We start from the raw sequence: 23,741 nt of genomic DNA, 5'->3' as shown, positions 1-23,741 counted from the left end.
CAAACAGGTCACTGGTGCTGGCGTAACAGCCAGCGCCAGATTGTGCTAACTCCGACGGGAGCAAATCCGTGAAAGATTTATTAAAGTTTCTGAAAGCGCAGACTAAAACCGAAGAGTTTGATGCGATCAAAATTGCTCTGGCCTCGCCAGACATGATCCGTTCATGGTCTTTCGGTGAAGTTAAGAAGCCGGAAACCATTAACTACCGTACGTTCAAACCTGAACGTGACGGCCTTTTCTGCGCCCGTATCTTTGGGCCGGTAAAAGACTATGAGTGCCTGTGCGGTAAGTACAAGCGCCTGAAACACCGTGGTGTGATCTGTGAGAAGTGCGGCGTTGAAGTGACCCAGACCAAAGTACGCCGTGAGCGTATGGGCCACATCGAGCTGGCGTCTCCGACCGCTCACATCTGGTTCCTGAAATCTCTGCCGTCCCGTATCGGTTTGCTGCTCGATATGCCGCTGCGCGATATCGAACGTGTACTGTACTTCGAATCCTATGTTGTTATCGAAGGCGGTATGACTAACCTGGAACGTCAACAGATCCTGACTGAAGAGCAGTATCTGGACGCGCTGGAAGAGTTCGGTGACGAATTCGACGCGAAGATGGGTGCGGAAGCTATTCAGGCCCTGCTGAAGAGCATGGATCTGGAGCAAGAGTGTGAAACTCTGCGCGAAGAGCTGAACGAAACCAACTCCGAAACCAAGCGTAAGAAGCTGACCAAGCGTATCAAACTGCTGGAAGCCTTCGTACAGTCTGGCAACAAGCCAGAGTGGATGATCCTGACCGTTCTGCCGGTTCTGCCGCCAGATCTGCGTCCGCTGGTTCCGCTGGATGGTGGTCGTTTCGCAACATCGGATCTGAACGATCTGTATCGTCGCGTTATCAACCGTAACAACCGTCTGAAGCGTCTGCTGGATCTGGCTGCGCCGGACATCATCGTACGCAACGAAAAACGTATGCTGCAGGAAGCGGTTGACGCCCTGCTGGATAACGGTCGTCGCGGTCGTGCGATCACCGGTTCTAACAAACGTCCTCTGAAATCTTTGGCCGACATGATCAAAGGTAAGCAGGGTCGTTTCCGTCAGAACCTGCTCGGTAAGCGTGTTGACTACTCCGGTCGTTCTGTAATCACCGTAGGTCCATACCTGCGTCTGCATCAGTGCGGTCTGCCGAAGAAAATGGCACTGGAACTGTTCAAACCGTTCATCTACGGCAAGCTGGAACTGCGTGGCCTGGCCACCACCATCAAAGCCGCTAAGAAAATGGTTGAGCGTGAAGAAGCTGTCGTTTGGGATATCCTGGACGAAGTTATCCGCGAACACCCGGTACTGCTGAACCGTGCACCAACACTGCACCGTCTGGGTATCCAGGCATTTGAACCGGTACTGATCGAAGGTAAAGCTATCCAGCTGCACCCGCTGGTTTGTGCGGCATATAACGCCGACTTCGATGGTGACCAGATGGCTGTTCACGTACCGCTGACGCTGGAAGCCCAGCTCGAAGCGCGTGCGCTGATGATGTCTACCAACAACATCCTGTCTCCGGCGAACGGCGAACCTATCATCGTTCCGTCTCAGGACGTTGTATTGGGTCTGTACTACATGACCCGTGACTGTGTTAACGCCAAAGGCGAAGGCATGGTGCTGACTGGCCCGAAAGAAGCTGAGCGTATCTATCGCGCTGGTCTGGCCTCTCTGCATGCGCGCGTTAAAGTGCGTATCACCGAATACGAAAAAGATGAAAACGGCGAATTCGTTGCGAAAACCAGCCTGAAAGACACGACCGTTGGCCGTGCCATTCTGTGGATGATCGTACCGAAAGGTCTGCCTTTCTCCATCGTCAATCAGGCGCTGGGCAAGAAAGCTATCTCCAAAATGCTGAACACCTGTTACCGCATTCTGGGCCTGAAGCCGACCGTTATCTTCGCTGACCAGACAATGTACACCGGCTTTGCATATGCAGCGCGTTCAGGTGCATCTGTTGGTATTGATGACATGGTCATCCCAGAGAAGAAACACGAGATCATCTCTGAAGCGGAAGCTGAAGTTGCTGAGATCCAGGAGCAGTTCCAGTCTGGTCTGGTAACCGCAGGCGAACGCTATAACAAAGTTATCGATATCTGGGCTGCGGCGAACGATCGTGTATCCAAAGCGATGATGGATAACCTGCAAACCGAAACCGTTATTAACCGTGACGGCGTAGAAGAGCAGCAGGTTTCCTTCAACAGCATCTACATGATGGCCGACTCCGGTGCGCGTGGTTCTGCAGCACAGATTCGTCAGCTGGCCGGTATGCGTGGTCTGATGGCGAAGCCAGATGGCTCCATCATCGAAACGCCAATCACCGCGAACTTCCGTGAAGGTCTGAACGTACTCCAGTACTTCATCTCTACTCACGGTGCTCGTAAAGGTCTGGCGGATACCGCACTGAAAACAGCGAACTCCGGTTATCTGACTCGTCGTCTGGTTGACGTCGCGCAGGACCTGGTTGTTACTGAAGACGATTGCGGCACTCTGGAAGGCATCACCATGACCCCGGTTATCGAGGGTGGTGATGTTAAAGAGCCGCTGCGCGATCGCGTTCTGGGTCGTGTAACTGCTGAAGACGTTCTGAAGCCGGGTACGGCGGATATTCTGGTTCCACGCAACACGCTGCTGCACGAACAGTGGTGTGATCTGCTGGAAGAGAACTCCGTTGACTCCGTTAAAGTCCGTTCCGTTGTATCTTGTGACACCGACTTTGGTGTATGTGCGCACTGCTACGGTCGTGACCTGGCGCGTGGCCACATCATCAACAAAGGTGAAGCAATCGGCGTTATCGCGGCACAGTCCATCGGTGAGCCGGGTACACAGCTGACGATGCGTACGTTCCACATCGGTGGTGCGGCATCTCGTGCGGCTGCTGAATCCAGCATCCAGGTGAAAAACAAAGGTAGCATCCGTCTGAGCAACGCGAAGTCGGTTGTGAACTCCAGCGGTAAACTGGTTATCACCTCACGTAACACCGAACTGAAACTGATCGACGAATTCGGCCGTACCAAAGAAAGCTATAAAGTGCCTTACGGCTCCGTTATGGCGAAAGGTGATGGCGAACAGGTTGCTGGCGGCGAAACCGTAGCAAACTGGGATCCGCATACCATGCCGGTTATCACCGAAGTGAGTGGTTTTGTCCGCTTCACTGACATGATCGACGGCCAGACCATTACTCGTCAGACCGACGAGCTGACCGGTCTGTCTTCTCTGGTGGTTCTGGATTCTGCAGAGCGTACTGCGGGTGGTAAAGACCTGCGTCCGGCACTGAAAATTGTTGATGCTCAGGGCAACGACGTTCTGATCCCAGGCACCGATATGCCTGCTCAGTACTTCCTGCCGGGTAAAGCGATTGTTCAGTTGGAAGATGGCGTACAGATCAGTTCTGGTGACACCCTGGCGCGTGTTCCGCAGGAATCCGGCGGTACCAAGGATATCACCGGTGGTCTGCCGCGCGTTGCGGACCTGTTCGAAGCACGTCGTCCGAAAGAGCCGGCAATCCTGGCTGAAATCAGCGGCATCATTTCCTTCGGTAAAGAAACCAAAGGTAAACGTCGTCTGGTTATCACCCCGGTAGACGGTAGCGAACCGTACGAAGAGATGATTCCGAAATGGCGTCAGCTCAACGTGTTCGAAGGTGAACGTGTAGAACGTGGTGACGTGGTTTCCGACGGTCCGGAAGCGCCGCACGACATCCTGCGTCTGCGTGGTGTGCATGCTGTAACTCGTTACATCGTTAACGAAGTTCAGGACGTATACCGTCTGCAGGGTGTTAAGATTAACGATAAACACATCGAAGTTATCGTTCGTCAGATGCTGCGTAAAGCCACCATCGAAAGCGCTGGTAGCTCCGACTTCCTGGAAGGCGAGCAGGTTGAATACTCCCGCGTCAAGATCGCAAACCGCGAGCTGGAAGCGAACGGCAAAGTGGGTGCAACGTTCTCCCGCGATCTGCTGGGTATCACCAAAGCGTCTCTGGCAACCGAGTCCTTCATCTCTGCAGCATCGTTCCAGGAAACCACGCGTGTCCTGACCGAAGCAGCTGTTGCAGGTAAACGTGATGAACTGCGCGGTCTGAAAGAGAACGTCATCGTAGGTCGTCTGATCCCGGCAGGTACTGGTTATGCGTACCACCAGGATCGTATGCGCCGTCGCGCAGCGGGCGAACTGCCAGCTGCACCGCAGGTAACTGCTGAAGATGCGTCTGCCAGCCTGGCAGAACTGCTGAACGCAGGCCTGGGCGGTTCTGACAACGATTAATCGTTGCCGGCCATAATAAAAAACCCGCTTCGGCGGGTTTTTTTATGTCTATGTTATTTCTGATGGCGTTTATCAGGTCTACGAAGCCATCCGGCAGTGTCATTAATTTATCGGTGGTAACCGCCGATAAAGCTCAATCATATCGCCGGCCAGATCCTGAATCACCATGGCATTCATCAGGTGGTCCTGCGAATGGACGGTGATGAGATTAACCGGTAGTTTGCCGGTGCCCTCGTCAATACCGATCAGCTGGGTCTGGATTTTATGCGCTTGTTTGACGTACTCGCGTGATTCCGTCATCGCTTGTTCTGCACCGGAGAAATCACCTTTACGCGCCAGTTGCAATGCCGTCAGGGCCTGGCTGCGTGCAGCGCCAGCGTTTACCAATAACTCCATGATGATCGTTTCTATCTCTTCCATACCATCACTCCAGTAGTTTCAGCGCCTTATCCAGTACCGCATCGCCTTTCATCATGCCGTAATCCATCATGTCGATAACGGCAACCTTTTTGCCTAGTGGGTCGGCGATCGCCTGTAGCTTGGCCTGTTCATACTTAACCTGTGGACCGAGCAAAACGATATCCGCTGTAGCGATATTCTCTTCAAACTCGGCCACCGGGACGGCTTTGATAGTGACGTCGACGCCTTTTTTCTGGGCGGCATCTTTCATCCTTTGCACCAGCATGCTGGTGGACATTCCGGCGGCACAGCATAAAACGATGTTTTTCATAAGCAGTCTCGATCAACATGTGTGAGTTGATAATTATCGCGAGCCAGCCATAGCAACAACTGCTTTGCAACGATTGTGTGCAAGGCATCACAAAGAAAGCCGCTTTTTCTGAAACCGGTTACAAAAAGAGGCGGAACCCTGCGATCTGGACCAGGGCCAGCGGCTTTTTGACTCGCTTATCACATGCTGGAATATATAATTACTGTCAATAAATACATGTTATAAAAAACAGTATTGACAGCGTTTTTTAAACCCGTATGTTAATACTTAACAGCGGAGAAATTGTAGTTTGCTGTTAACGTAGTAAGTGTTAGTAGAGCTTGATTGGGGTTTGCGATAAAGGCCACGAAGTATTTTTTGTATGGGATAGTCGATGCTGAAAACGCTATTTTTTCACTTCGACAATGCTTTCAGGCCACGTAGTTGATATATCTAATCGCAAAAAGTCAGTAAAACGCGACGATGTAACGCCATGATTTTATAGTAAATATTTGTGGTTTCTGCTTTTCTGGTTATCACAAGGGAAATAAGGCAACGCATCAAAGAGTATATGTCGCGAGGGGAAGTGTACTTGTTTAGGTCACCAGTCTTGAGTTCTATTATCAAGCGGGTGGAATGTGTTTAACGGTAAATAGAGGAAAGCTTTAGTTAGTATCAATATCCAATATTATCTGTAGTAAACGTGTACATTTTAAAGTAGTACCATCAGCAGTATTAAATCGTTAAGTTTATTAATGTTAAATTTGAAGTGTGTAGTAACGTAAAGCCCTGACTGCAATAGTCGGGGCTTTTGTTCATTGTAGATCAAGCTGTTATCCAGGATGCTTAGCCGCGATGGTTCAACATTGCATCACTCAGTGGGTATTAAAAAAATTAATGCTTGCTTAATGATTAGAAGTGGGTCTACTATAGCGGCATCGGTTTGGAACACAGACCTTATGCAAGCAGTTTTAGTAAAGCAGTTCTCAGTTCAAGCGTTATCCTCAGATACTCTTCTTCATGAGCCTCCTCCCTAAGTGCCCCATAAGTTAATTTCTGCAAAACAGGCCATCTTCGCTGCATAAGCGGCTCAAAAACATGAAAGGAAGTATCTATGTCTAACAAAATGACTGGTTTAGTAAAATGGTTTAACTCTGATAAAGGCTTCGGCTTTATCACTCCTCAGGACGGTAGCAAGGATGTGTTTGTGCATTTCTCCGCTATCCAGAGTAACGATTTTAAAACGTTAGACGAAGGTCAAAAGGTGGAGTTCTCCGTGGAGAATGGCGCTAAAGGCCCGTCTGCTGTTAACGTTGTCGCGCTGTAATCGCCGATAATTTCACGAGCGCTTACGATAGCGATGAAGGCCAGAGCCCGAGCAGTTAAGTGCCAGTGAAGAAAAAACCCGCGAAAGCGGGTTTTTTTGTTTATGCGATTGCTCCTGACCTACGGTACCTGTGAAGCGCGCCCCAGATAGCTGTCCCAGTCTTTCCACACGGGCTGTAAACCCTGGGCCATGAGTGCTTCAGCAACGGCTTCTGGGCGACGATCGTCGTGCGGGGAGAACTGTTCCAGTTCGGGGTGGTTATCGGCATAACCACCGGGCTGGGTTTTTGAGAAGGCGCTGACGTTGTTGATCGCCAACGGGATCACATGGTCACGAAACCATGGCGATTCGCGGGTGGAGAGCGACAGCTCAATTTCTGGCGCCAGTAAACGAAACGCGCAAATGGTCTGGACCAACTGTCGCTCATCCATGATCGATGCAGGCTCAACGCCTCCGGTGCATGGGCGCAGGCGAGGGAAGGAGATAGAGTAACGGCTCTGCCAGTAATGCTGCTGCATCCATAGCAGATGTTCAGCCACCATATAGCAATCAACCCGCCAGCTGTCGGACAAACCAATCAACGCGCCAAGACCGATTTTGTCGATCCCTGCGCGGCCCAGCCTGTCCGGCGTTTCCAGGCGCCAGAAGAAATCCTGCTTTTTCCCTTTTAAATGGTGGCGAGCGTAAGTTGCCTCATGATAACTCTCCTGATACACCATCACGCCATCCAGCCCCAGCGTCTTCAGCTCTGCATATTCAGCCTCTGACAACGGCTGTACCTCCATCTGTAAAGAGGCGAACTGGCGGCGAATGGCAGGCAAATGGCGACGAAAGTAATCCATCCCCACTTTTGCCTGATGTTCACCGGTGACCAGCAGCAGATGCTCAAAGCCCAGCTCACGGATAGCCGCACACTCCCGTGTTATCTCATCTTCGTCCAGCGTTTTGCGTTTGATACGATTGCTCATCGAAAAACCGCAGTAGGTGCAGTCGTTGGCACAAAGGTTGGAGAGATACAACGGCACGTAAAAGCTCACCGTGTTACCAAAACGCTGACGGGTGAGCTTCTGCGCCCGCTGCGCCAGCGGCTCCAGATAATCGGCGGCGGCAGGAGAGAGCAATGCCATCAGATCGTCGCGACTAAGATGCGAAGCGTTGAGGGCGCGCTCCACGTCAGCGGCGGTTTTACCGTTGATACGCAGGCGGATGTCGTCCCAGTCCAGCTGTCGCCAGCGGTCGCTGAACGTTTTCATGCGAAGGCCTCCAGGAATCCGGTTAACGGGCTGGTGGGACTTGCCTGCGAACTTTTGCTTCCTGGTACCGCCTGGCGTGCCAGCAAGCCAGCTTCAACGGCCAGACGGAAGGCGGTTGCCATCATCACCGGGCTGTCGGCTACCGCGATTGCCGTATTGACCAACACCGCGTCGGCACCCATTTCCAGCGCCTGCGTGGCGTGGCTGGGGACGCCGATGCCTGCATCAACCACCACCGGCACGGTCGCCTGTTGGATAATAATCTCCAGCATCGCTTTGGTTTCCAGCCCCTGATTAGAACCGATGGGCGCGCCGAGCGGCATGACTGCAGAACAGCCTACTTCTTCCAGCCGTTTGCACAGCACCGGATCTGCGCCACAGTAAGGCAGTACCACGAAGCCCTTTTTCACCAGTGCTTCTGCGGCTTTCAATGTTTCGATTGGATCGGGTAACAGCCAGCGGGCGTCCGGGTGGATTTCTAATTTCAGCCAGTTTGTGCCCAGCGCTTCACGCGCCAACTGGGCAGCAAAAATCGCCTCTTCAGCAGTTTTTGCCCCCGAAGTGTTGGGCAACAGCGTCACACCAGCTTCTACCAGCGGCGCCAGAATGGCATCGTTGTGCTGACGTAAATCCACGCGCTTCATGGCCAGCGTTACCAGTTGGCTGCCGGAGGCGCGAATCGCCTCGACCATCAGCTGCGATGAAGCAAATTTTCCGGTGCCGGTGAACAGATGCGAATCAAACGTTTTGTCGGCAATACGTAACATATCAACCCCCTGCAATAACCTGAAAAAGCAGGATCTGGTCGCCTTCCTGCACGATTTTCTGCTCCCACTGCTCGCGCGGGAGGATCTGCTGATTGAGCGCCAGCGCCGCGCCCGGTTTAAGCTGATTAAGCGCAGTGAGCAGCCCACTGACGGTTTGTCCTTCGGCGCACTGCATCGGCTCATCATTGAACTGAATTTGCATGTTGCCCTCCGCATACCGGGCAGCCGCTGGCGCGTCGTAGTGCGAAGCTGCGCCACTGGCTGGTTTTACCGTCAAACAGGCGTAGCTCTCCGCTGGGCGTCTCAATACCGCTGAGCAATTTAATCGCTTCCAACGCCTGCAAGGTGCCCATCACGCCCACAACCGGTCCGACGATACCGGCGGTACGGCAGTTGCGTTCGGGCTCTACATCGTCCGGCCACAGGCAGCGGTAACATCCTTGTTCCCACGGGGGCGTCAGCACCATCAGTTGGCCGCCAAAGCCGACGGCGCTGGCGGTGACGAGCGGGGTGTTGAGCGTTACGCAGGCGGCGTTAATTTCCTGGCGCGTGGCCATGTTATCGGTACAGTCGAGCACCACATCGGCACGCGCTACCGCATGCCGAAGCGCATCGCCTTTCAGTCGCTGCTGGAGCGATACCAGTTCGATATCCGGGTTGAGCCGCGTCAGGCGCTGCTGGGCAACCTGCGATTTTGAACGTGCGATATCATCAGTGGTAAACAGGATCTGGCGCTGCAGGTTGCTCAGATGAATGTCGTCATCGTCTACCAGCGTCAGTTTTCCGATGCCTGCTCCCGCCAGATACAGCGCGGCAGGCGAACCTAACCCGCCTAAACCGACAATCAGCACATGGCTATCGAGTAGCTTTTGCTGGCCTTCAATGGCGATATCGCCGAGCAGGATCTGTCGGCTGTAACGCATAAAGTCGCGGTCATTCATCGCCCACTCCCGCGATATCCAGTAGTTGGGCCGTGGCGACCTGCCAGTCAGCCGCCTGGGTAATGGCGCTGACCACGGCAATGCTGCCGACGCCGGTCGCCAGTACCGCCGGGGCGCGCTCAAGGCTGATACCGCCAATGGCGACGGTCGGGTAATCCGCTAATCGTTCAATATGGTTTGCCAGTTGCGTGAGTCCCTGCGGGGCGGAAGGCATCTGTTTGGTTTGCGTGGGAAAAACATGACCCAGCGCGATATAAGAAGGCTTAGCGGCGAGCGCGACGTCGATCTCCATATCATCGTGAGTGGAGACCCCCAGGCGCAGCCCCGCCGTCTGAATCGCCTTCAGGTCGGTGGTTTCAAGGTCTTCCTGGCCCAGATGTACACCGTAAGCGCGGTGCTTAATTGCCAGACGCCAGTAGTCGTTGATAAACAGACGGGCGTCATAGCAACGCCCCAGTTCAATGGCGGCCATAACGTCGGCTTCGACCTCTTCATCACGCTTATCTTTAATGCGCAGTTGGATCGTGCGTACGCCCGCCTGCAGCAAGCGTTCAATCCATGGCACGCTGTCCACCACCGGGTAAAGCCCGAGGCGAAACGGCACGGTCGGGAAATCAGGCTGGTACATTACGCCTCCTCTTTTTTGAGGTAGATTTCGCCGCCTTTGGCGCGGAAGTTCTCCGACATATCCGCCATGCCGACTTCAATCGTTTGTGCGGCAGCGTAGTCGCGAACCTCCTGGCTGATTTTCATCGAGCAGAACTTCGGCCCGCACATGGAGCAGAAGTGGGCGACCTTACCGGATTCCTGTGGCAGGGTTTCATCGTGGTAGGCACGAGCGGTGAACGGGTCGAGCGCGAGGTTAAACTGGTCTTCCCAGCGGAATTCGAAGCGCGCTTTCGACATGGCGTTATCGCGGATCTGCGCGCCTGGATGACCTTTTGCTAAGTCAGCTGCGTGGGCGGCAATCTTGTAGGTAATCAACCCTTGCTTAACATCTTCTTTGTTCGGCAGGCCGAGGTGCTCTTTTGGCGTGACGTAGCACAGCATCGCGCAGCCAAACCAGCCGATCATCGCCGCACCGATCCCGGAAGTGAAGTGGTCGTAGCCCGGTGCGATATCGGTGGTCAACGGTCCTAAGGTGTAAAACGGTGCTTCATGGCAGTGCTCCAGCTCTTCGGTCATGTTGCGCTGGATCATATGCATGGGCACATGACCCGGGCCTTCTATCATCACCTGCACGTCGTATTCCCAGGCGATTTTGGTCAGCTCGCCCAGCGTATGCAGCTCGGAGAACTGCGCTTCGTCGTTCGCATCCTGAATTGAACCCGGGCGCAGGCCGTCACCCAGCGACAAAGAGACGTCGTAGGCGGCGCAGATTTCGCAAATCTCGCGGAAATGTTCGTACAGGAAGTTCTCTTTGTGATGAGAAAGGCACCATTTCGCCATAATTGAACCGCCGCGTGAGACAATGCCGGTCAGGCGTTTGGCAGTCATCGGCACGTAGCGCAGCAGCACGCCCGCGTGAATGGTGAAGTAGTCGACGCCCTGTTCAGCCTGCTCCAGCAACGTGTCGCGGAAGGCTTCCCAGGTGAGATCTTCGGCGATCCCGTTGACCTTCTCCAGCGCCTGGTAGATCGGCACAGTACCGATCGGTACCGGACTGTTACGCAGGATCCACTCACGGGTTTCGTGGATATAGCGACCGGTGGAGAGATCCATCACCGTGTCCGCGCCCCAGCGCGTCGACCACACCAGCTTCTCTACCTCTTCTTCAATGGAGGAGGTGACGGCAGAGTTACCGATGTTGGCGTTAACCTTCACCAGGAAGTTGCGACCGATAATCATCGGCTCGGATTCCGGGTGGTTGATGTTGGCAGGAATAATCGCGCGGCCCGCGGCCACTTCATCACGCACGAATTCCGGCGTGATGTTTTCCGGCAGGCGTGCACCAAAGTTCATCCCCGGATGCTGGTGGCGAAGCACTTCACTGCGAATGCGCTCGCGACCCATGTTTTCACGAATGGCGATGAACTCCATCTCCGGGGTCACTATTCCCTGGCGGGCGTAGTGCAGTTGGGTGACTCGCTTACCCGCTTTGGCGCGCTTTGGCGTCAGCAGGCCGGTGAAACGCAGCTCGTCCAGGCCATCGTCGGCCAGACGTTCTTTGGTATAAGCGGAACTCCGGTCGTCTAATTCTTCGCTATCGTTACGCGCCGCAATCCACGGCTGGCGCAGCTTTGCCAGACCCTGCTGGACGTTAATCGCCACGTCAGGATCGCCATACGGTCCGGAGGTGTCGTATACCGGAACGGCTTCGTTCTCTTCGAACTGCGGGTTGTCTTTGCTACCGCCAGTCAGTGTTGGGCTGAGCTGAATTTCGCGCATCGGAATGCGGATATCCGGCTGCGAACCGGTAATATAAATGCGTTTTGAGTTAGGGAAGGCGGTCCCTTCCAGGGTATCGATAAACTGTTGGGCTTGAGCGCGCTGTTCGCGGCGTGATGGTTTAGTAGTGGCAGACATAGCTCATTCCAAATAAAAGTAAGGATATGGCTTGTCAGACGACGGATGAAGCAAGAGAGAAGCTCGCCCGGGGGCGATGCTATTGCAGATTGACTCTTGTTCCCTTCGCAGGTTTTAACCTGATCAGGTTCCGCGGATCCCGAATTAACGGTCTCAGCCTTTTCCACTCATGCTGCTGTGGAAAATAAGCACTCCGACAAGAAGTAACCTCAGTAAAGAGGTAATGAATGTAAACTACGCGTTAATGCCGTAAATCTCAAGCATGACGTTTGAGAGTGCTACTCTCGTGCATTGCGTCAAATACCAGCATGATCAGCTTATCTTCCAGCACGAATCGGGCTTCCAGTGCCTCGCCAAGATCCGATAAAACCTGTTGAAATTCAAGGAAGTTATCATGATCAATCGCAGTTTCCAGGCTGGAGTCATAGTAGTCCATGATCAGCTGCGTATTGGCTTCCAGCAGCGGCCAAATTTTTGTGGCTTTTAAAAGCTGCCCGTTCCCTTCCAATTTATGGAGAATACGTTCATAAATACTGAAGTGTCCGGTGGAGAGGTAATCGACCAGGCTCTGACAAAAATCATCCAGCGCTTTTTCATTGAGTCGCATGTACGATTCTTTGCCAGGCTTAATGCCAACCAGATTGTAGTAAGCCACGAGCAGGTGCTTACGTACATGTAGCCAGCGATCAACCAGTTTATTACTTCCTCCGACGTGCTCCGTCAGGCTTTCCAGCTGGTTTAGCATGATTGACTCCGCAAGATGGTGTTTAGGAACTGCTCACCCGTAAATGTAAAAATAATGTAAACAACATGCCTGTGAAGCAAAGGTTGCGCAAGAGATATGGATCGTATAATTGAAAAATTAGATAGCGGCTGGTGGATCGTCAGTCATGAGCAAAAGTTATGGTTACCTCATGGCGAGCTACCTTATGGCGACGCAGCCCGTTTTGATCTGACCGGGCAGCGCGCGCTGCCAATAGGCGAGTGGGAAGGGGAGACTGTCTGGCTGGTGCAGCAGCAGCGTCGACACGATATGGGGTCGGTGCGCCAGGTCATTGACCAGGATGTTGGCCTGTTTCAACTGGCCGGACGCGGCGTACAGCTGGCGGAGTTCTATCGCTCGCATAAATTCTGCGGCTACTGCGGCCATCCCATGCACCCGAGTAAAACGGAGTGGGCGATGCTCTGTAGCCACTGCCGTGAACGTTATTACCCGCAAATTGCCCCGTGCATAATCGTCGCTATTCGCCGAGATGATTCCATCCTGCTTGCCCAACATGTTCGCCATCGTAACGGCGTGCATACCGTACTGGCGGGTTTTGTCGAAGTAGGTGAGACCTTAGAACAGGCGGTGGCGCGTGAAGTTATGGAAGAAAGCGGGATTAAGGTGAAAAATCTGCGCTATGTCACTTCTCAGCCGTGGCCATTCCCACAGTCTTTGATGACCGCATTTATGGCGGAGTATGATAGCGGCGAAATCGTCATCGACCCGAAAGAGCTGCTGGAAGCGAACTGGTATCGCTATGACGACTTACCGCTCTTACCCCCGCCGGGTACTGTCGCGCGTCGATTGATTGAAGATACTGTGGCAATGTGTCGGGCTGAGTACGAGTAAAGAGCGAGTGGTGATACACTGATGGACTGACGCAATAAGGAACTGCAAAAATGACCGAACTGAAGAACGATCGTTATCTGCGTGCGCTGCTGCGCCAGCCCGTTGATGTCACTCCGGTATGGATGATGCGCCAGGCAGGCCGCTATTTACCGGAATACAAAGCTACCCGTGCCGAAGCGGGCGATTTTATGGCGCTGTGCAAAAATGCCGAGCTGGCCTGCGAAGTCACGTTGCAGCCGCTGCGTCGCTATAAACTTGATGCCGCGATCCTCTTCTCGGATATCCTGACGATCCCGGATGCGATGGGACTCGGGCTGTATTTTGAAGCAGGAGAAGGTCCACGCTTTACCTCTCCGATTACCAGCAAGGCTGACGTCGACAAACTGCCGATCCCGGATCCGGAAGATGGGTTGGGGTACGTGATGAACGCGGTGCGTACTATCCGCCGTGAACTGAAAGGCGAAGTGCCGCTGATCGGCTTCTCCGGTAGTCCGTGGACGCTGGCGACCTACATGGTTGAAGGCGGCAGCAGCAAAGCCTTCACCGTGATTAAAAAGATGATGTACGCCGATCCTAAAGCGCTGCATCTGCTGCTTGATAAGCTGGCGAAGAGCGTCACGCTGTACCTGAACGCGCAGATCAAAGCGGGTGCGCAGTCGGTGATGATTTTCGACACCTGGGGTGGCGTGCTGACCGGTCGCGACTATCAGCAGTTCTCTTTGTACTACATGCACAAAATCGTTGATGGCCTGCTGCGCGAGAACGAAGGTCGTCGCGTACCGGTGACGCTGTTTACCAAAGGCGGTGGTCAGTGGCTGGAAGCGATGGCGGAAACCGGCTGTGATGCGTTAGGTCTCGACTGGACCACTGACATTGCCGATGCGCGTCGTCGTGTAGGTCATAAAGTGGCGCTCCAGGGCAATATGGATCCGTCCATGCTGTATGCGCCGCCAGCCCGCATCGAAGAAGAGGTGGCGACAATTCTGGCCGGATTCGGTCAGGGTGAAGGGCATGTCTTTAACCTGGGCCACGGCATTCATCAGGACGTCCCGCCAGAACATGCGGGTGTCTTTGTGGAGGCGGTACATCGGTTGTCCGAACAGTACCACCGCTAAGGAGTTATCATGGATCTCGCGTCATTACGCGCGCAGCAGCTTGAACTGGCTTCTTCAGTGATCCGCGAGGATCGTCTGAAGAACGATCCGCCGGATCTGATCGGCGGGGCGGACGTTGGGTTTGAGCAGGGTGGCGAAGTGACGCGAGCCGCAATGGTTTTGCTGAAGTATCCCACGCTTGAACTGGTCGAATACAAGGTGGCGCGTATCGCCACCACCATGCCCTACATTCCCGGTTTTCTCTCCTTTCGTGAAACTCCCGCGCTGATGGCCGCCTGGCAACTGCTCTCGCACAAGCCAGATCTGCTGTTCGTTGACGGGCATGGCATTTCTCACCCGCGTCGTCTGGGCGTGGCCAGTCATTTTGGTCTGCTGGTGGATGTCCCGACGATCGGCGTGGCGAAAAAGCGGCTGTGCGGCAAGTTTGAACCGCTCGCTGCTGAACCTGGTGCGCTAGCGCCGTTGCTGGATAAAGGCGAACAACTGGCATGGGTCTGGCGCAGCAAAGCGCGCTGTAACCCGTTGTTTATTTCCACGGGCCACCGCGTGAGTATGGACAGCGCACTGGCGTGGGTTCAACGCTGTATGAACGGCTATCGTTTGCCGGAACCAACACGCTGGGCAGATGCGGTAGCATCCGAACGCCCGGCTTTTACTCGGCTTGCAGCAAAAACGCCCTATATCGGGTAAACTGCGGCTAATTTCCGTATTTGAGAACTCATCATGTTACAAAATCCGATTCACCTGCGTCTGGAGAAGCTGGAAAGCTGGCAGCACGTCACGTTTATGGCCTGTCTGTGCGAACGCATGTACCCAAACTACGCCATGTTCTGCAAGCAAACTGAATTTGGCGATGGACAGATTTACCGCCGAATTCTGGATCTGATTTGGGAAGCGCTGACGGTTAAAGACGCGAAAATCAATTTCGACAGCCAGCTGGAAAAATTTGAAGAGGCCATTCCTTCTGCAGACGATTACGATCTGTACGGTGTTTATCCGGCGATTGATGCCTGTGTAGCATTAAGCGAGCTGATGCATTCGCGTCTTAGCGGTGAAACGCTGGAGCATGCAATCGAAGTGAGTAAGGCTTCGATTACGACGGTTGCGATGCTGGAAATGACTCAGGCTGGTCGTGAAATGACCGATGAAGAGCTCAAAGATAACCCTGCCGTTGAGCAAGAATGGGATATTCAGTGGGAAATTTTCCGACTTTTAGCCGACTGTGAAGAACGCGATATTGAGCTGATAAAAGGGCTGCGTGCAGACCTGCGCGAGGCTGGCGAGAGCAATATTGGTATAAATTTTCAGCAATGACACCACAAAACGTGATTTAACGCCTGATTTGTCGTGCCTGAAGGCTTCCCATCCGCCCCCGGTCTGGTCTACATTTGGGGGGCGAAAAAAAGTGGCTATCGGTGCGTGTATGCAGGAGAGTGCTTTTCTGGCATTTCCGTCGCACTCGATGCTTAGCAAGCGATAAACACATTGTAAGGATAACTTATGAACAAGACTCAACTGATTGATGTAATTGCAGACAAAGCAGAACTGTCTAAAACACAGGCTAAAGCTGCTCTGGAATCCACTCTGGCTGCTATTACTGAGTCTCTGAAAGAAGGCGATGCTGTACAACTGGTTGGTTTCGGTACCTTCAAAGTGAACCACCGTGCTGAGCGCACTGGCCGCAACCCGCAGACCGGTAAAGAAATCAAAATCGCCGCAGCTAACGTACCGGCATTTGTTTCTGGTAAAGCACTGAAAGACGCGGTTAAGTAATTCGCGTGGCAGTGAACAGTTTTAACGAAGGGGCGGTTTCGCCCCTTTTGTCCATCTGGCGTCATTCGCTTTGGCTTTCAGGTGTTCTGTTACTGTCAGCCTGCGGTAGCCATTCTGAGCTTCCTCCGTTCACGGCCAGCGGCTATGTTGGCGATCAGGGGGCGGTACGCATTTGGCGCAAAGACTCCGGTGACGATGTTCACTTGCTCTCGGTATTTAGTCCGTGGCGTAAAGGCGAAACCACTACCAGTGAATACCGCTGGCAGGGTGATTCGCTCTCTCTGATAGAACTCAACGTTTACAGTAAACCGGCTGAACATGTCCGTATACGCTTCGATGACCGGGGCGAACTGAGCTTCATGCAGCGTGAAGTCGACGGGCAAAAGCAGCAGCTTTCCAGCGATCAAATCGCGCTTTACCGCTATCGTGCCGATCAAATTCGCCAGACCAGCGATGCGCTGCGTCAGGGACGGGTGATATTGCGTCAGGGACGTTGGCATGCGGATAACACGGTCACAACCTGTGAAGGTGAAACGCTGAAGCCAGACCTGGAGTCGTGGGCGATAAACCATATCGAGCGCCGCCAGAGACATTCATCCGTAGAGGTGAGTGTGGCATGGCTGGAAGCGCCCGAAGGGTCGCAGCTACTGCTGGTCGCCAATGAAGATTTTTGTCACTGGCAGCCTACAGCAAAAACTTTCTGAAAACCTGAATACAGGAAATCAGCAGGCCTGATCCGTATAGCGTCATCAGGCATTAAGTCTTTTACCAGTGGCCCATTCCCATATGACCGCCGCCGCGATGGTTACCGCCACCGCCGCATCCGCCGTAGCCCATTCCCGCTCCACGTGGCACGCCAGCCTGCGCCATTGCGACATCACGTTTAACGCGCTGCTCGTCCAGAGACTGATTCAACGCTTCCATCTCTTTTGCAACGGCGTTAATTTTTGCCGTGTCCGGCGAGCTGGCCGTTAATAGTGCGTTGTACTCATAACGTTTGGATGTCAGCTGTTGGCGCAACGCGCTGGTCTGGGAATAATAATCATCATAGATTTTCTGTGCGGCAGCCTGCTGCTCAGCGGTCATTGGCGTACCGCCCCGTTGCTGCATTCCATCACCATATCCCCAGTGATTCTGTGCCAGTACCGGGGTGGAGCCAAGTGCGATAAGAGAAAGTGCAATCAGTGCCAGTTTGTTGTTCCGTTTCATCGTTCGTTCTCCTGTTGGTTAGCTTACATTCCCTTTTGCATCTTCCGTGCCAAAGCGGCAATCCGAGTCCTGCGGGGCGTTGTACCCGCCGTCTTTGCAGGGAAACGAGTAAAAATGACTCGCCAGAACGCGCCAGCGAGTCATTTTTACTCGTTACTTTCAGCTGTTTGTGTCTGAGGGCAGGGTTATCAGGGGGAAAAAATGGCATGATTTCTGCTGTATACCTGCAACGATGAAAGGAACAAGCGGGGTGAAGGGAGAGCGTATGCGTCTTTATAAGGATACGGTGGCAAAGTGGTTGAGCCGACTCTTGCTGGCGGCAATCCTGGTTTTGGTCGGCTGGTTTTCGATTATGACCATTCGGGACTATGGGCGGGAAAGTGGCGCCGCGCGGCAAACGCTACTGGAAAAAGGCAGTGTGCTCATTCGCGCTCTGGAGTCTGGTACGCGCGTAGGCATGGGGATGCGCATGCATCATGCCCAGCAGCAGACGCTACTGGAGGAAATGGCTGTACAGCCTGGCGTGCTATGGTTTGCTGTCGTCGATGAGCATGGTGTCATTATTACCCACAGCAATTCCGCGATGGTCGGCAAAACGCTCTATTCATCGGATGTCCTGCGACAGCTTAGTCCTGGGGAGCAAGAAAGCTGGCGGAATATTGAAATTCCAGCGAGGGATGGTGAAAAAACGCCAGCACTGGAAATTTATCGCCAGTTTCAGCCGATGTATGGTCCAGGACGCCACGGCATGGCGCGCTGTGCCAGCAATGACGGGCAGCTTATCACCCCTGCACAAACCATATTTATCGCCTTTGATGCCAGCGATCTGACAGCGACTCAGGCAAGGGAGTGGCGTAACACACTGATAGTCCTCTCTGCGCTGGCGGCTGTGTTGCTGGCCACCGTGCTGACGTTCTTCTGGTATCAGCGCTATCAGCGCTCGTACAAAGAACTCCAGGATGCGATGAAGCGTAAAGAAAAACTGTTAGCGCTCGGTCATCTTGCGGCTGGGGTGGCGCATGAAATTCGTAACCCGCTTTCATCGATCAAAGGGTTAGCGAAGTATTTTGCCGAGCGAACCCCGGCAGGAGGCGAGTCGCACGAGCTGGCACAGGTGATGGCGAAAGAGGCGGATCGTTTAAATCGGGTGGTGAGTGAGTTGCTGGAGCTGGTGAAACCTGCGCATCTGACGCTGCAAAAGGTGGATCTCAATGAGGTTATCACCCACTCATTACACCTGGTGAGTCAGGATGCGGCAAGCCGGGAAATCCAGCTCCGCTTTTCGGCTAATTCTACGCTACCCGCTATCCAGGCCGATCCTGACCGACTGACTCAGGTTTTGTTGAATCTGTATCTGAACGCCATTCATGCGATTGGTCGTCAGGGCACGATCACGGTTGAAGCGAATGAAAGCAGCGGCGATCGCGTTAAAATTGTGGTTACCGATAGTGGGAAGGGGATTGCGGCGGAACAGCTGGAGGCCATTTTTACGCCTTACTATACGACCAAAGCTGACGGAACCGGCCTCGGGCTGGCGGTAGTGCAGAACATTATCGAACAGCACGGTGGCACCATTCAGGTGGCAAGCGTTGAGGGCAAAGGCGCGACCTTTACCCTTTGGCTGCCGACCAAAGCGAAACAACAGGATTAACAAGGATGACGCGCGGAAAAATCAATATTCTGGTGGTAGATGACGATATCAGCCACTGCACCATTTTACAGGCGCTGCTGCGCGGCTGGGGTTATGAGGTCGCGCTGGCCTATAGCGGGCGAGCGGCGCTGGAACAGGTGCGCGAACGCGTATTTGATTTAGTACTGTGTGATGTACGCATGGCGGAGATGGACGGCATCGCAACGCTGAAAGAGGTTAAAGCGCTGAATCCGGCGATTCCGGTCTTGATCATGACGGCGTTCTCCAGTGTGGAGACCGCCGTTGAGGCGCTTAAAACCGGGGCGCTGGACTACTTAATCAAGCCGCTGGATTTTGACCGTCTGCAGGAGACGCTGGAAAAGGCGCTGGCGCATACGCGGGAAACGGGCGCTGAACTGCCATCGGCGTCGGCTGCGCAGTTTGGCATGATTGGCAGCAGTCCGGCGATGCAGAAGTTGCTCAATGAAATCGCGATGGTTGCGCCCTCGGATGCTACGGTGCTTATTCACGGAGACTCCGGTACGGGGAAAGAGTTGGTGGCCCGGGCGCTGCATGCCAGCAGCGCCCGTCGCGATAAACCGCTGGTGACGCTCAACTGCGCGGCGCTTAATGAATCGCTGCTGGAGTCCGAACTTTTTGGTCACGAGAAAGGGGCGTTTACCGGGGCGGATAAACGGCGGGAAGGTCGCTTTGTGGAAGCCGATGGCGGCACGTTATTTCTTGATGAAATCGGTGATATTTCACCGCTGATGCAGGTGCGTCTGCTGCGGGCTATCCAGGAGCGAGAAGTGCAGCGTGTTGGTAGCAATCAGACTATTGCGGTTGATGTCCGGCTGATCGCCGCCACGCATCGTAATCTGGCCGAGGAAGTCAGTGCCGGGCGCTTTCGTCAGGATCTCTACTATCGCCTGAACGTCGTCACCATTGAAATGCCAGCGCTGTGCCAGCGCCGGGAAGATATTCCGCTGTTAGCCGAACATTTTCTCCAGCGTTTTGCCGCGCGTAACCGTAAAGCGGTGAAAGGCTTTACTCCGCAGGCGATGGATCTGCTGATCCACTACGACTGGCCGGGCAATATTCGTGAGCTGGAAAATGCGATTGAGCGCTCGGTGGTGCTGCTGACGGGAGAATATATTTCCGAACGCGAGCTGCCGATGGCGATTGCCGCGACGCCGATAAAAACGGAATTCAGTGGCGAGATCCAACCGCTGGTGGATGTCGAAAAAGAGGTGATTCTGGCGGCGCTGGAAAAAACGGGCGGCAATAAAACGGAAGCCGCCCGTCAGTTAGGCATTACGCGTAAAACGCTGCTGGCGAAAATTTCGCGTTAGCGTTGCTCGCGTTCAATGGCGCGCCAGCCGATGTCGTTACGGCTGAAGCTGCCATCCCAGCGGATGTCGGTCATCAGGGCGTAAGCGCGTTTCTGCGCTTCAGCCACAGTATGACCCAGGGCGGTGGCGCACAGCACGCGACCGCCGCTGGTCAGCACGCGATCGTCTTCGGCGAGTTTAGTGCCTGCATGGAACACTTTTCCGTCTTCTACTTCTTCCAGCGGCAGACCGTGGATCTCATCTCCGGTGTTGTAGTTGCCCGGATAACCTCCGGCAGCAATGACGACACCCAGCGAGGCGCGTTCGTCCCACTCGGAGGTTTTCTCATCCAGCTTGCCGTCGCAGGCGGCCAGGCAAAGCTCCACCAGGTCCGATTTCATGCGTAGCATGATCGGCTGGGTTTCCGGATCGCCGAAGCGGCAGTTGAACTCGATAACCTTCGGATTGCCCTGTTTGTCGATCATCAGACCCGCGTACAGGAAACCGGTGTAGGTATTCCCTTCCGCCGCCATACCTTTTACGGTTGGCCAAATAATGCGTTCCATGGTGCGCTGATGCACTTCATCAGTTACCACCGGCGCTGGTGAGTAAGCACCCATACCGCCGGTGTTCGGGCCAGTGTCGCCGTTGCCTACGCGTTTGTGGTCCTGGCTGGTGGCCATCGGCAGTACGTGCTCGCCGTCGACCATTACGATAAAGCTCGCTTCTTCGCCGTCGAGGAACTCTTCGATCACGATACGGTGGCCCGCATCGCCAAAAGCGTTACCTGCCAGCATGTCATGAACGGCGGCTTCTGCTTCCTCCAGCGTCATCGCCACGATAACGCCTTTACCAGCAGCCAGGCCGTCAGCTTTGATGACGATCGGCGCGCCTTTCTCACGCAGATAGGCCAACGCTGGCTCAATCTCAGTGAAGTTCTGATATTCCGCCGTCGGGATCTGGTGACGGGCGAGGAAATCTTTGGTGAAGGCTTTGGAGCCTTCCAGCTGTGCAGCACCTTCGGTTGGCCCGAAGATCTTCAGGCCAGCGGCGCGGAACGCATCGACCACGCCAATCACCAGCGGCGCTTCCGGGCCGACGATGGTCAGGTCAATTTTCTCGTTCTGGGCAAAGCTCAGCAGAGCTGGAATATCGGTGACGCCGATAGCCACGTTCTGCAGTGCTGGTTCCAGTGCGGTGCCCGCGTTACCTGGTGCAACAAAAACGGTATCAACCAGCGGGGACTGTGCGGCTTTCCAGGCCAGGGCGTGCTCGCGCCCGCCGTTGCCAATCACTAATACTTTCATCGTCTGCTCCGTGGATTAATGGCGGAAGTGGCGCATGTCGGTAAAGATCATCGCGATACCGTGTTCATCGGCAGCGGCAATGACTTCATCATCACGGATAGAACCACCTGGCTGGATAACGCAGCTCACGCCAACGGCGGCGGCAGCATCAATACCATCGCGGAACGGGAAGAAGGCGTCAGAGGCCATTGCAGAGCCTTTCACTTCCAGACCTTCGTCAGCCGCTTTAATCCCGGCGATTTTTGCGGAGTACACGCGGCTCATCTGGCCTGCGCCTATGCCGATAGTCATGTTCTCTTTGGCATAAACAATGGCGTTGGATTTCACGAACTTGGCGACTTTCCAGCAGAACAGTGCATCGCGCAGCTCTTGCTCGGTCGGCTGACGTTTGGACACCACGCGCAGTTCGCCTTCGCTCACCATCCCCAGATCCCTGTCCTGAACCAGCAAACCGCCGTTAACGCGTTTGAAGTCGAGGCCCGGTACACGCTGTGCCCACTGACCGCAGGTCAGAACGCGAACGTTCTGTTTGGCGGCGGTGATTTTCAGTGCGTCTTCGGTTGCGGACGGGGCGATGATCACTTCCACGAACTGACGGGAGATAATTGCCTGCGCGGTTTCGGCATCCAGTTCGCGGTTGAAAGCGATGATGCCGCCGAATGCGGAGGTCGGGTCGGTTTTATAGGCGCGGTCGTAAGCGTCGAGAATAGAGGTACTTACCGCCACGCCGCACGGGTTAGCGTGCTTAACGATCACACAGGCTGGCTCGCTGAACTCTTTCACGCACTCCAGCGCCGCGTCGGTATCGGCGATGTTGTTGTAGGAAAGCGCTTTGCCCTGTACCTGCTGCGCGGTGGCAACGGACGCTTCTTTAACATTCTCTTCTATATAGAAGGCAGCCTGCTGGTGGCTGTTCTCGCCGTAGCGCATATCCTGCTTCTTAATGAAGTTCAGGTTCAGCGTACGTGGGAAACGACCGGCGGCCTCTTTGCTCTCACCGTGGTAAGCCGGAACCATGCTGCCAAAGTAGTTGGCAATCATGCTGTCGTAGGCGGCGGTGTGTTCGAAGGCTTTAATCGCGAGGTCAAAGCGGGTTTCCAGAGTCAGGGAGCCTTCGTTGGCATCCATCTCTTTAATAATGGCGTCGTAGTCGCTGCTCTTCACAACGATCGCTACGTCTTTATGGTTCTTGGCAGCGGAACGCACCATGGTAGGGCCGCCAATATCAATGTTCTCTACCGCATCTTCCAGCGAGCAGCCTTCGCGTGCCACTGTCTCGGCGAACGGATACAGGTTTACAACCACCATATCGATAGGGGCGATACCGTGCTGTTCCATAATTCCGTCATCCTGACCGCGACGACCAAGAATGCCGCCGTGGACTTTCGGATGCAGGGTCTTCACGCGTCCATCCATCATTTCCGGGAAGCCGGTGTAATCGGAAACTTCGGTCACTGGCAGACCTTTCTCCGCTAACAGGCGCGCAGTGCCACCTGTAGACAGCAACTCCACACCACGTGCGGAAAGTGCCTGAGCGAATTCGATGATACCGGCCTTGTCAGAAACACTGAGCAGAGCGCGGTGGACTGGACGACGTTGTTGCATGGTAAATCCCCTGGATTTGACTATTACAGAGAGCGTTAGGTGAATTCTTGGCTAAAAACTCAGCTAACGCCCCTTACGGGGCATCCTTGTTTTGCGGGGGCATTGTAACGAAAACGTTTGCGCAACGCTCGCGAATTTTTAATTTTCGATTTTGACCTCTTCTTTTTCTGTTGAAGGAGGCTGATATAACGAGAGGATCGTAGAAACGATCGTGTGGTTTGTGGATAACTCTGTGTGTAAATGGGTATAAAGCGGGGTTTCGCTGTGGAATGCAGCAGTCAGTCATTTTTCTGTCATTTAAGGGTTGCGGGCCGCAGGAAACTCCCTATAATGCGCCTCCA

General features: G+C 54.2%; 22 protein-coding genes and 1 riboswitch. Of the genes, 10 read left to right on the top strand and 12 right to left on the bottom strand.

All coding sequences use genetic code 11. The features are described from left to right. Positions 1 to 68: 68 nt before the first annotated feature. A complete protein-coding gene (gene rpoC, locus OGY33_RS10475; RefSeq protein ID WP_003826919.1) occupies positions 69 to 4,292 on the top strand; it encodes a DNA-directed RNA polymerase subunit beta' in 4,224 nt (1,407 codons plus the stop codon). Between the two features lie 102 nt (positions 4,293 to 4,394). Here rpoC and OGY33_RS10470 read toward each other — a convergent pair whose 3' ends face one another. Both OGY33_RS10470 and OGY33_RS10465 read right to left on the bottom strand, forming a co-directional pair. Then, a complete protein-coding gene (locus tag OGY33_RS10470) occupies positions 4,395 to 4,712 on the bottom strand; it encodes a PTS lactose/cellobiose transporter subunit IIA (protein WP_111466266.1) in 318 nt (105 codons plus the stop codon). 4 nt (positions 4,713 to 4,716) lie between these two features. Then, positions 4,717 to 5,022, bottom strand: coding sequence for a PTS sugar transporter subunit IIB (locus OGY33_RS10465; protein WP_003033102.1), 306 nt, complete (start codon positions 5,020 to 5,022; stop codon positions 4,717 to 4,719). A gap of 1,093 nt (positions 5,023 to 6,115) precedes the next feature. On the opposite strand from OGY33_RS10465, the gene cspG reads away from it, so the two are divergent. Next, the gene (gene cspG, locus OGY33_RS10460; protein ID WP_003033098.1) at positions 6,116 to 6,328 is read left to right on the top strand and encodes a cold shock protein CspG; all 213 of its coding nucleotides are present in this window, start codon (positions 6,116 to 6,118) and stop codon (positions 6,326 to 6,328) included. Positions 6,329 to 6,447: 119 nt separating this feature from the next. Here cspG and thiH read toward each other — a convergent pair whose 3' ends face one another. The 7 genes from thiH to OGY33_RS10425 all read right to left on the bottom strand — a co-directional run bounded on the left by thiH (position 6,448) and on the right by OGY33_RS10425 (position 12,560). After that, complete coding sequence (thiH, locus tag OGY33_RS10455) at positions 6,448 to 7,581, bottom strand: 2-iminoacetate synthase ThiH (RefSeq protein WP_148362590.1); 1,134 nt, start codon at positions 7,579 to 7,581, stop codon at positions 6,448 to 6,450. Beyond that, complete coding sequence (gene thiG / locus OGY33_RS10450; RefSeq protein ID WP_032945651.1) at positions 7,578 to 8,348, bottom strand: thiazole synthase; 771 nt, start codon at positions 8,346 to 8,348, stop codon at positions 7,578 to 7,580. Before thiG ends, thiH begins: the two co-directional genes overlap by 4 nt. Before the next feature lies 1 nt (position 8,349). Then, positions 8,350 to 8,550 carry a sulfur carrier protein ThiS gene (gene thiS, locus OGY33_RS10445; RefSeq protein WP_191238950.1) on the bottom strand — a complete coding sequence of 67 codons (201 nt, stop codon included), beginning with the start codon at positions 8,548 to 8,550 and terminating at the stop codon, positions 8,350 to 8,352. Further along, complete coding sequence (locus OGY33_RS10440; protein WP_191238949.1) at positions 8,531 to 9,289, bottom strand: HesA/MoeB/ThiF family protein; 759 nt, start codon at positions 9,287 to 9,289, stop codon at positions 8,531 to 8,533. The genes thiS and OGY33_RS10440 overlap by 20 nt, the downstream gene beginning before the upstream one ends. Then, on the bottom strand, positions 9,282 to 9,917 hold the full coding sequence (gene thiE, locus OGY33_RS10435) for a thiamine phosphate synthase (protein ID WP_191238948.1): 636 nt from the start codon (positions 9,915 to 9,917) through the stop codon (positions 9,282 to 9,284). The genes OGY33_RS10440 and thiE overlap by 8 nt, the downstream gene beginning before the upstream one ends. Continuing rightward, positions 9,917 to 11,815: a phosphomethylpyrimidine synthase ThiC gene (gene thiC, locus OGY33_RS10430; protein WP_149608322.1), complete on the bottom strand. Its 1,899-nt coding sequence runs from the start codon at positions 11,813 to 11,815 to the stop codon at positions 9,917 to 9,919. Before thiC ends, thiE begins: the two co-directional genes overlap by 1 nt. An 83-nt stretch (positions 11,816 to 11,898) precedes the next feature. Continuing rightward, positions 11,899 to 12,021: riboswitch (TPP riboswitch) on the bottom strand. Positions 12,022 to 12,071: 50 nt separating this feature from the next. Beyond that, positions 12,072 to 12,560 (bottom strand): Rsd/AlgQ family anti-sigma factor, encoded by a 489-nt coding sequence (locus tag OGY33_RS10425; protein WP_003826892.1) that lies wholly within the window; start codon positions 12,558 to 12,560, stop codon positions 12,072 to 12,074. 96 nt (positions 12,561 to 12,656) lie between these two features. Between OGY33_RS10425 and nudC the strand changes: the two genes are divergently transcribed. From nudC to OGY33_RS10395, 6 genes are all read left to right on the top strand, one after another. Further along, complete coding sequence (nudC, locus tag OGY33_RS10420) at positions 12,657 to 13,430, top strand: NAD(+) diphosphatase (RefSeq protein ID WP_149608321.1); 774 nt, start codon at positions 12,657 to 12,659, stop codon at positions 13,428 to 13,430. A gap of 50 nt (positions 13,431 to 13,480) precedes the next feature. Continuing rightward, positions 13,481 to 14,545, top strand: coding sequence for a uroporphyrinogen decarboxylase (gene hemE / locus OGY33_RS10415; protein ID WP_003826889.1), 1,065 nt, complete (start codon positions 13,481 to 13,483; stop codon positions 14,543 to 14,545). A gap of 9 nt (positions 14,546 to 14,554) precedes the next feature. Beyond that, complete coding sequence (gene nfi / locus OGY33_RS10410) at positions 14,555 to 15,235, top strand: deoxyribonuclease V (protein ID WP_008787113.1); 681 nt, start codon at positions 14,555 to 14,557, stop codon at positions 15,233 to 15,235. Between the two features lie 33 nt (positions 15,236 to 15,268). Then, positions 15,269 to 15,859 (top strand): YjaG family protein, encoded by a 591-nt coding sequence (locus tag OGY33_RS10405; RefSeq protein WP_008787112.1) that lies wholly within the window; start codon positions 15,269 to 15,271, stop codon positions 15,857 to 15,859. A gap of 186 nt (positions 15,860 to 16,045) precedes the next feature. Further along, positions 16,046 to 16,318 carry a nucleoid-associated protein HU-alpha gene (gene hupA, locus OGY33_RS10400; protein ID WP_001044509.1) on the top strand — a complete coding sequence of 91 codons (273 nt, stop codon included), beginning with the start codon at positions 16,046 to 16,048 and terminating at the stop codon, positions 16,316 to 16,318. 11 nt (positions 16,319 to 16,329) lie between these two features. Beyond that, complete coding sequence (locus OGY33_RS10395) at positions 16,330 to 17,022, top strand: DUF1481 domain-containing protein (protein WP_048216366.1); 693 nt, start codon at positions 16,330 to 16,332, stop codon at positions 17,020 to 17,022. A 61-nt stretch (positions 17,023 to 17,083) separates the two neighbouring features. Here the strand turns inward: OGY33_RS10395 and zraP are convergent, their stop codons facing one another. Next, complete coding sequence (gene zraP, locus OGY33_RS10390) at positions 17,084 to 17,527, bottom strand: zinc resistance sensor/chaperone ZraP (protein WP_032945657.1); 444 nt, start codon at positions 17,525 to 17,527, stop codon at positions 17,084 to 17,086. Between the two features lie 265 nt (positions 17,528 to 17,792). On the opposite strand from zraP, the gene zraS reads away from it, so the two are divergent. Both zraS and zraR read left to right on the top strand, forming a co-directional pair. Beyond that, positions 17,793 to 19,178, top strand: a complete 1,386-nt coding sequence (gene zraS, locus OGY33_RS10385) for a two-component system sensor histidine kinase ZraS (RefSeq protein ID WP_032945658.1) — start codon at positions 17,793 to 17,795, stop codon at positions 19,176 to 19,178. Positions 19,179 to 19,183: 5 nt separating this feature from the next. Then, complete coding sequence (gene zraR / locus OGY33_RS10380; protein ID WP_048227506.1) at positions 19,184 to 20,509, top strand: sigma-54-dependent response regulator transcription factor ZraR; 1,326 nt, start codon at positions 19,184 to 19,186, stop codon at positions 20,507 to 20,509. Here the strand turns inward: zraR and purD are convergent. Together purD and purH are read right to left on the bottom strand one after the other, a co-directional pair. Further along, positions 20,506 to 21,795 (bottom strand): phosphoribosylamine--glycine ligase, encoded by a 1,290-nt coding sequence (gene purD, locus OGY33_RS10375; protein ID WP_048227505.1) that lies wholly within the window; start codon positions 21,793 to 21,795, stop codon positions 20,506 to 20,508. The genes zraR and purD overlap by 4 nt on opposite strands. Positions 21,796 to 21,810: 15 nt before the next feature. After that, positions 21,811 to 23,400, bottom strand: coding sequence for a bifunctional phosphoribosylaminoimidazolecarboxamide formyltransferase/IMP cyclohydrolase (gene purH, locus OGY33_RS10370; protein ID WP_103015398.1), 1,590 nt, complete (start codon positions 23,398 to 23,400; stop codon positions 21,811 to 21,813). Between the last annotated feature and the right edge of the window lie 341 nt (positions 23,401 to 23,741).

This window comes from Citrobacter sp. Cpo032 (assembly GCF_030332975.1).
GTDB classification, from domain to species: domain Bacteria; phylum Pseudomonadota; class Gammaproteobacteria; order Enterobacterales; family Enterobacteriaceae; genus Citrobacter; species Citrobacter portucalensis.
Note: the sequence above shows the minus strand (reverse complement) of the source record. Positions and strands in the feature narration are given on the sequence as shown.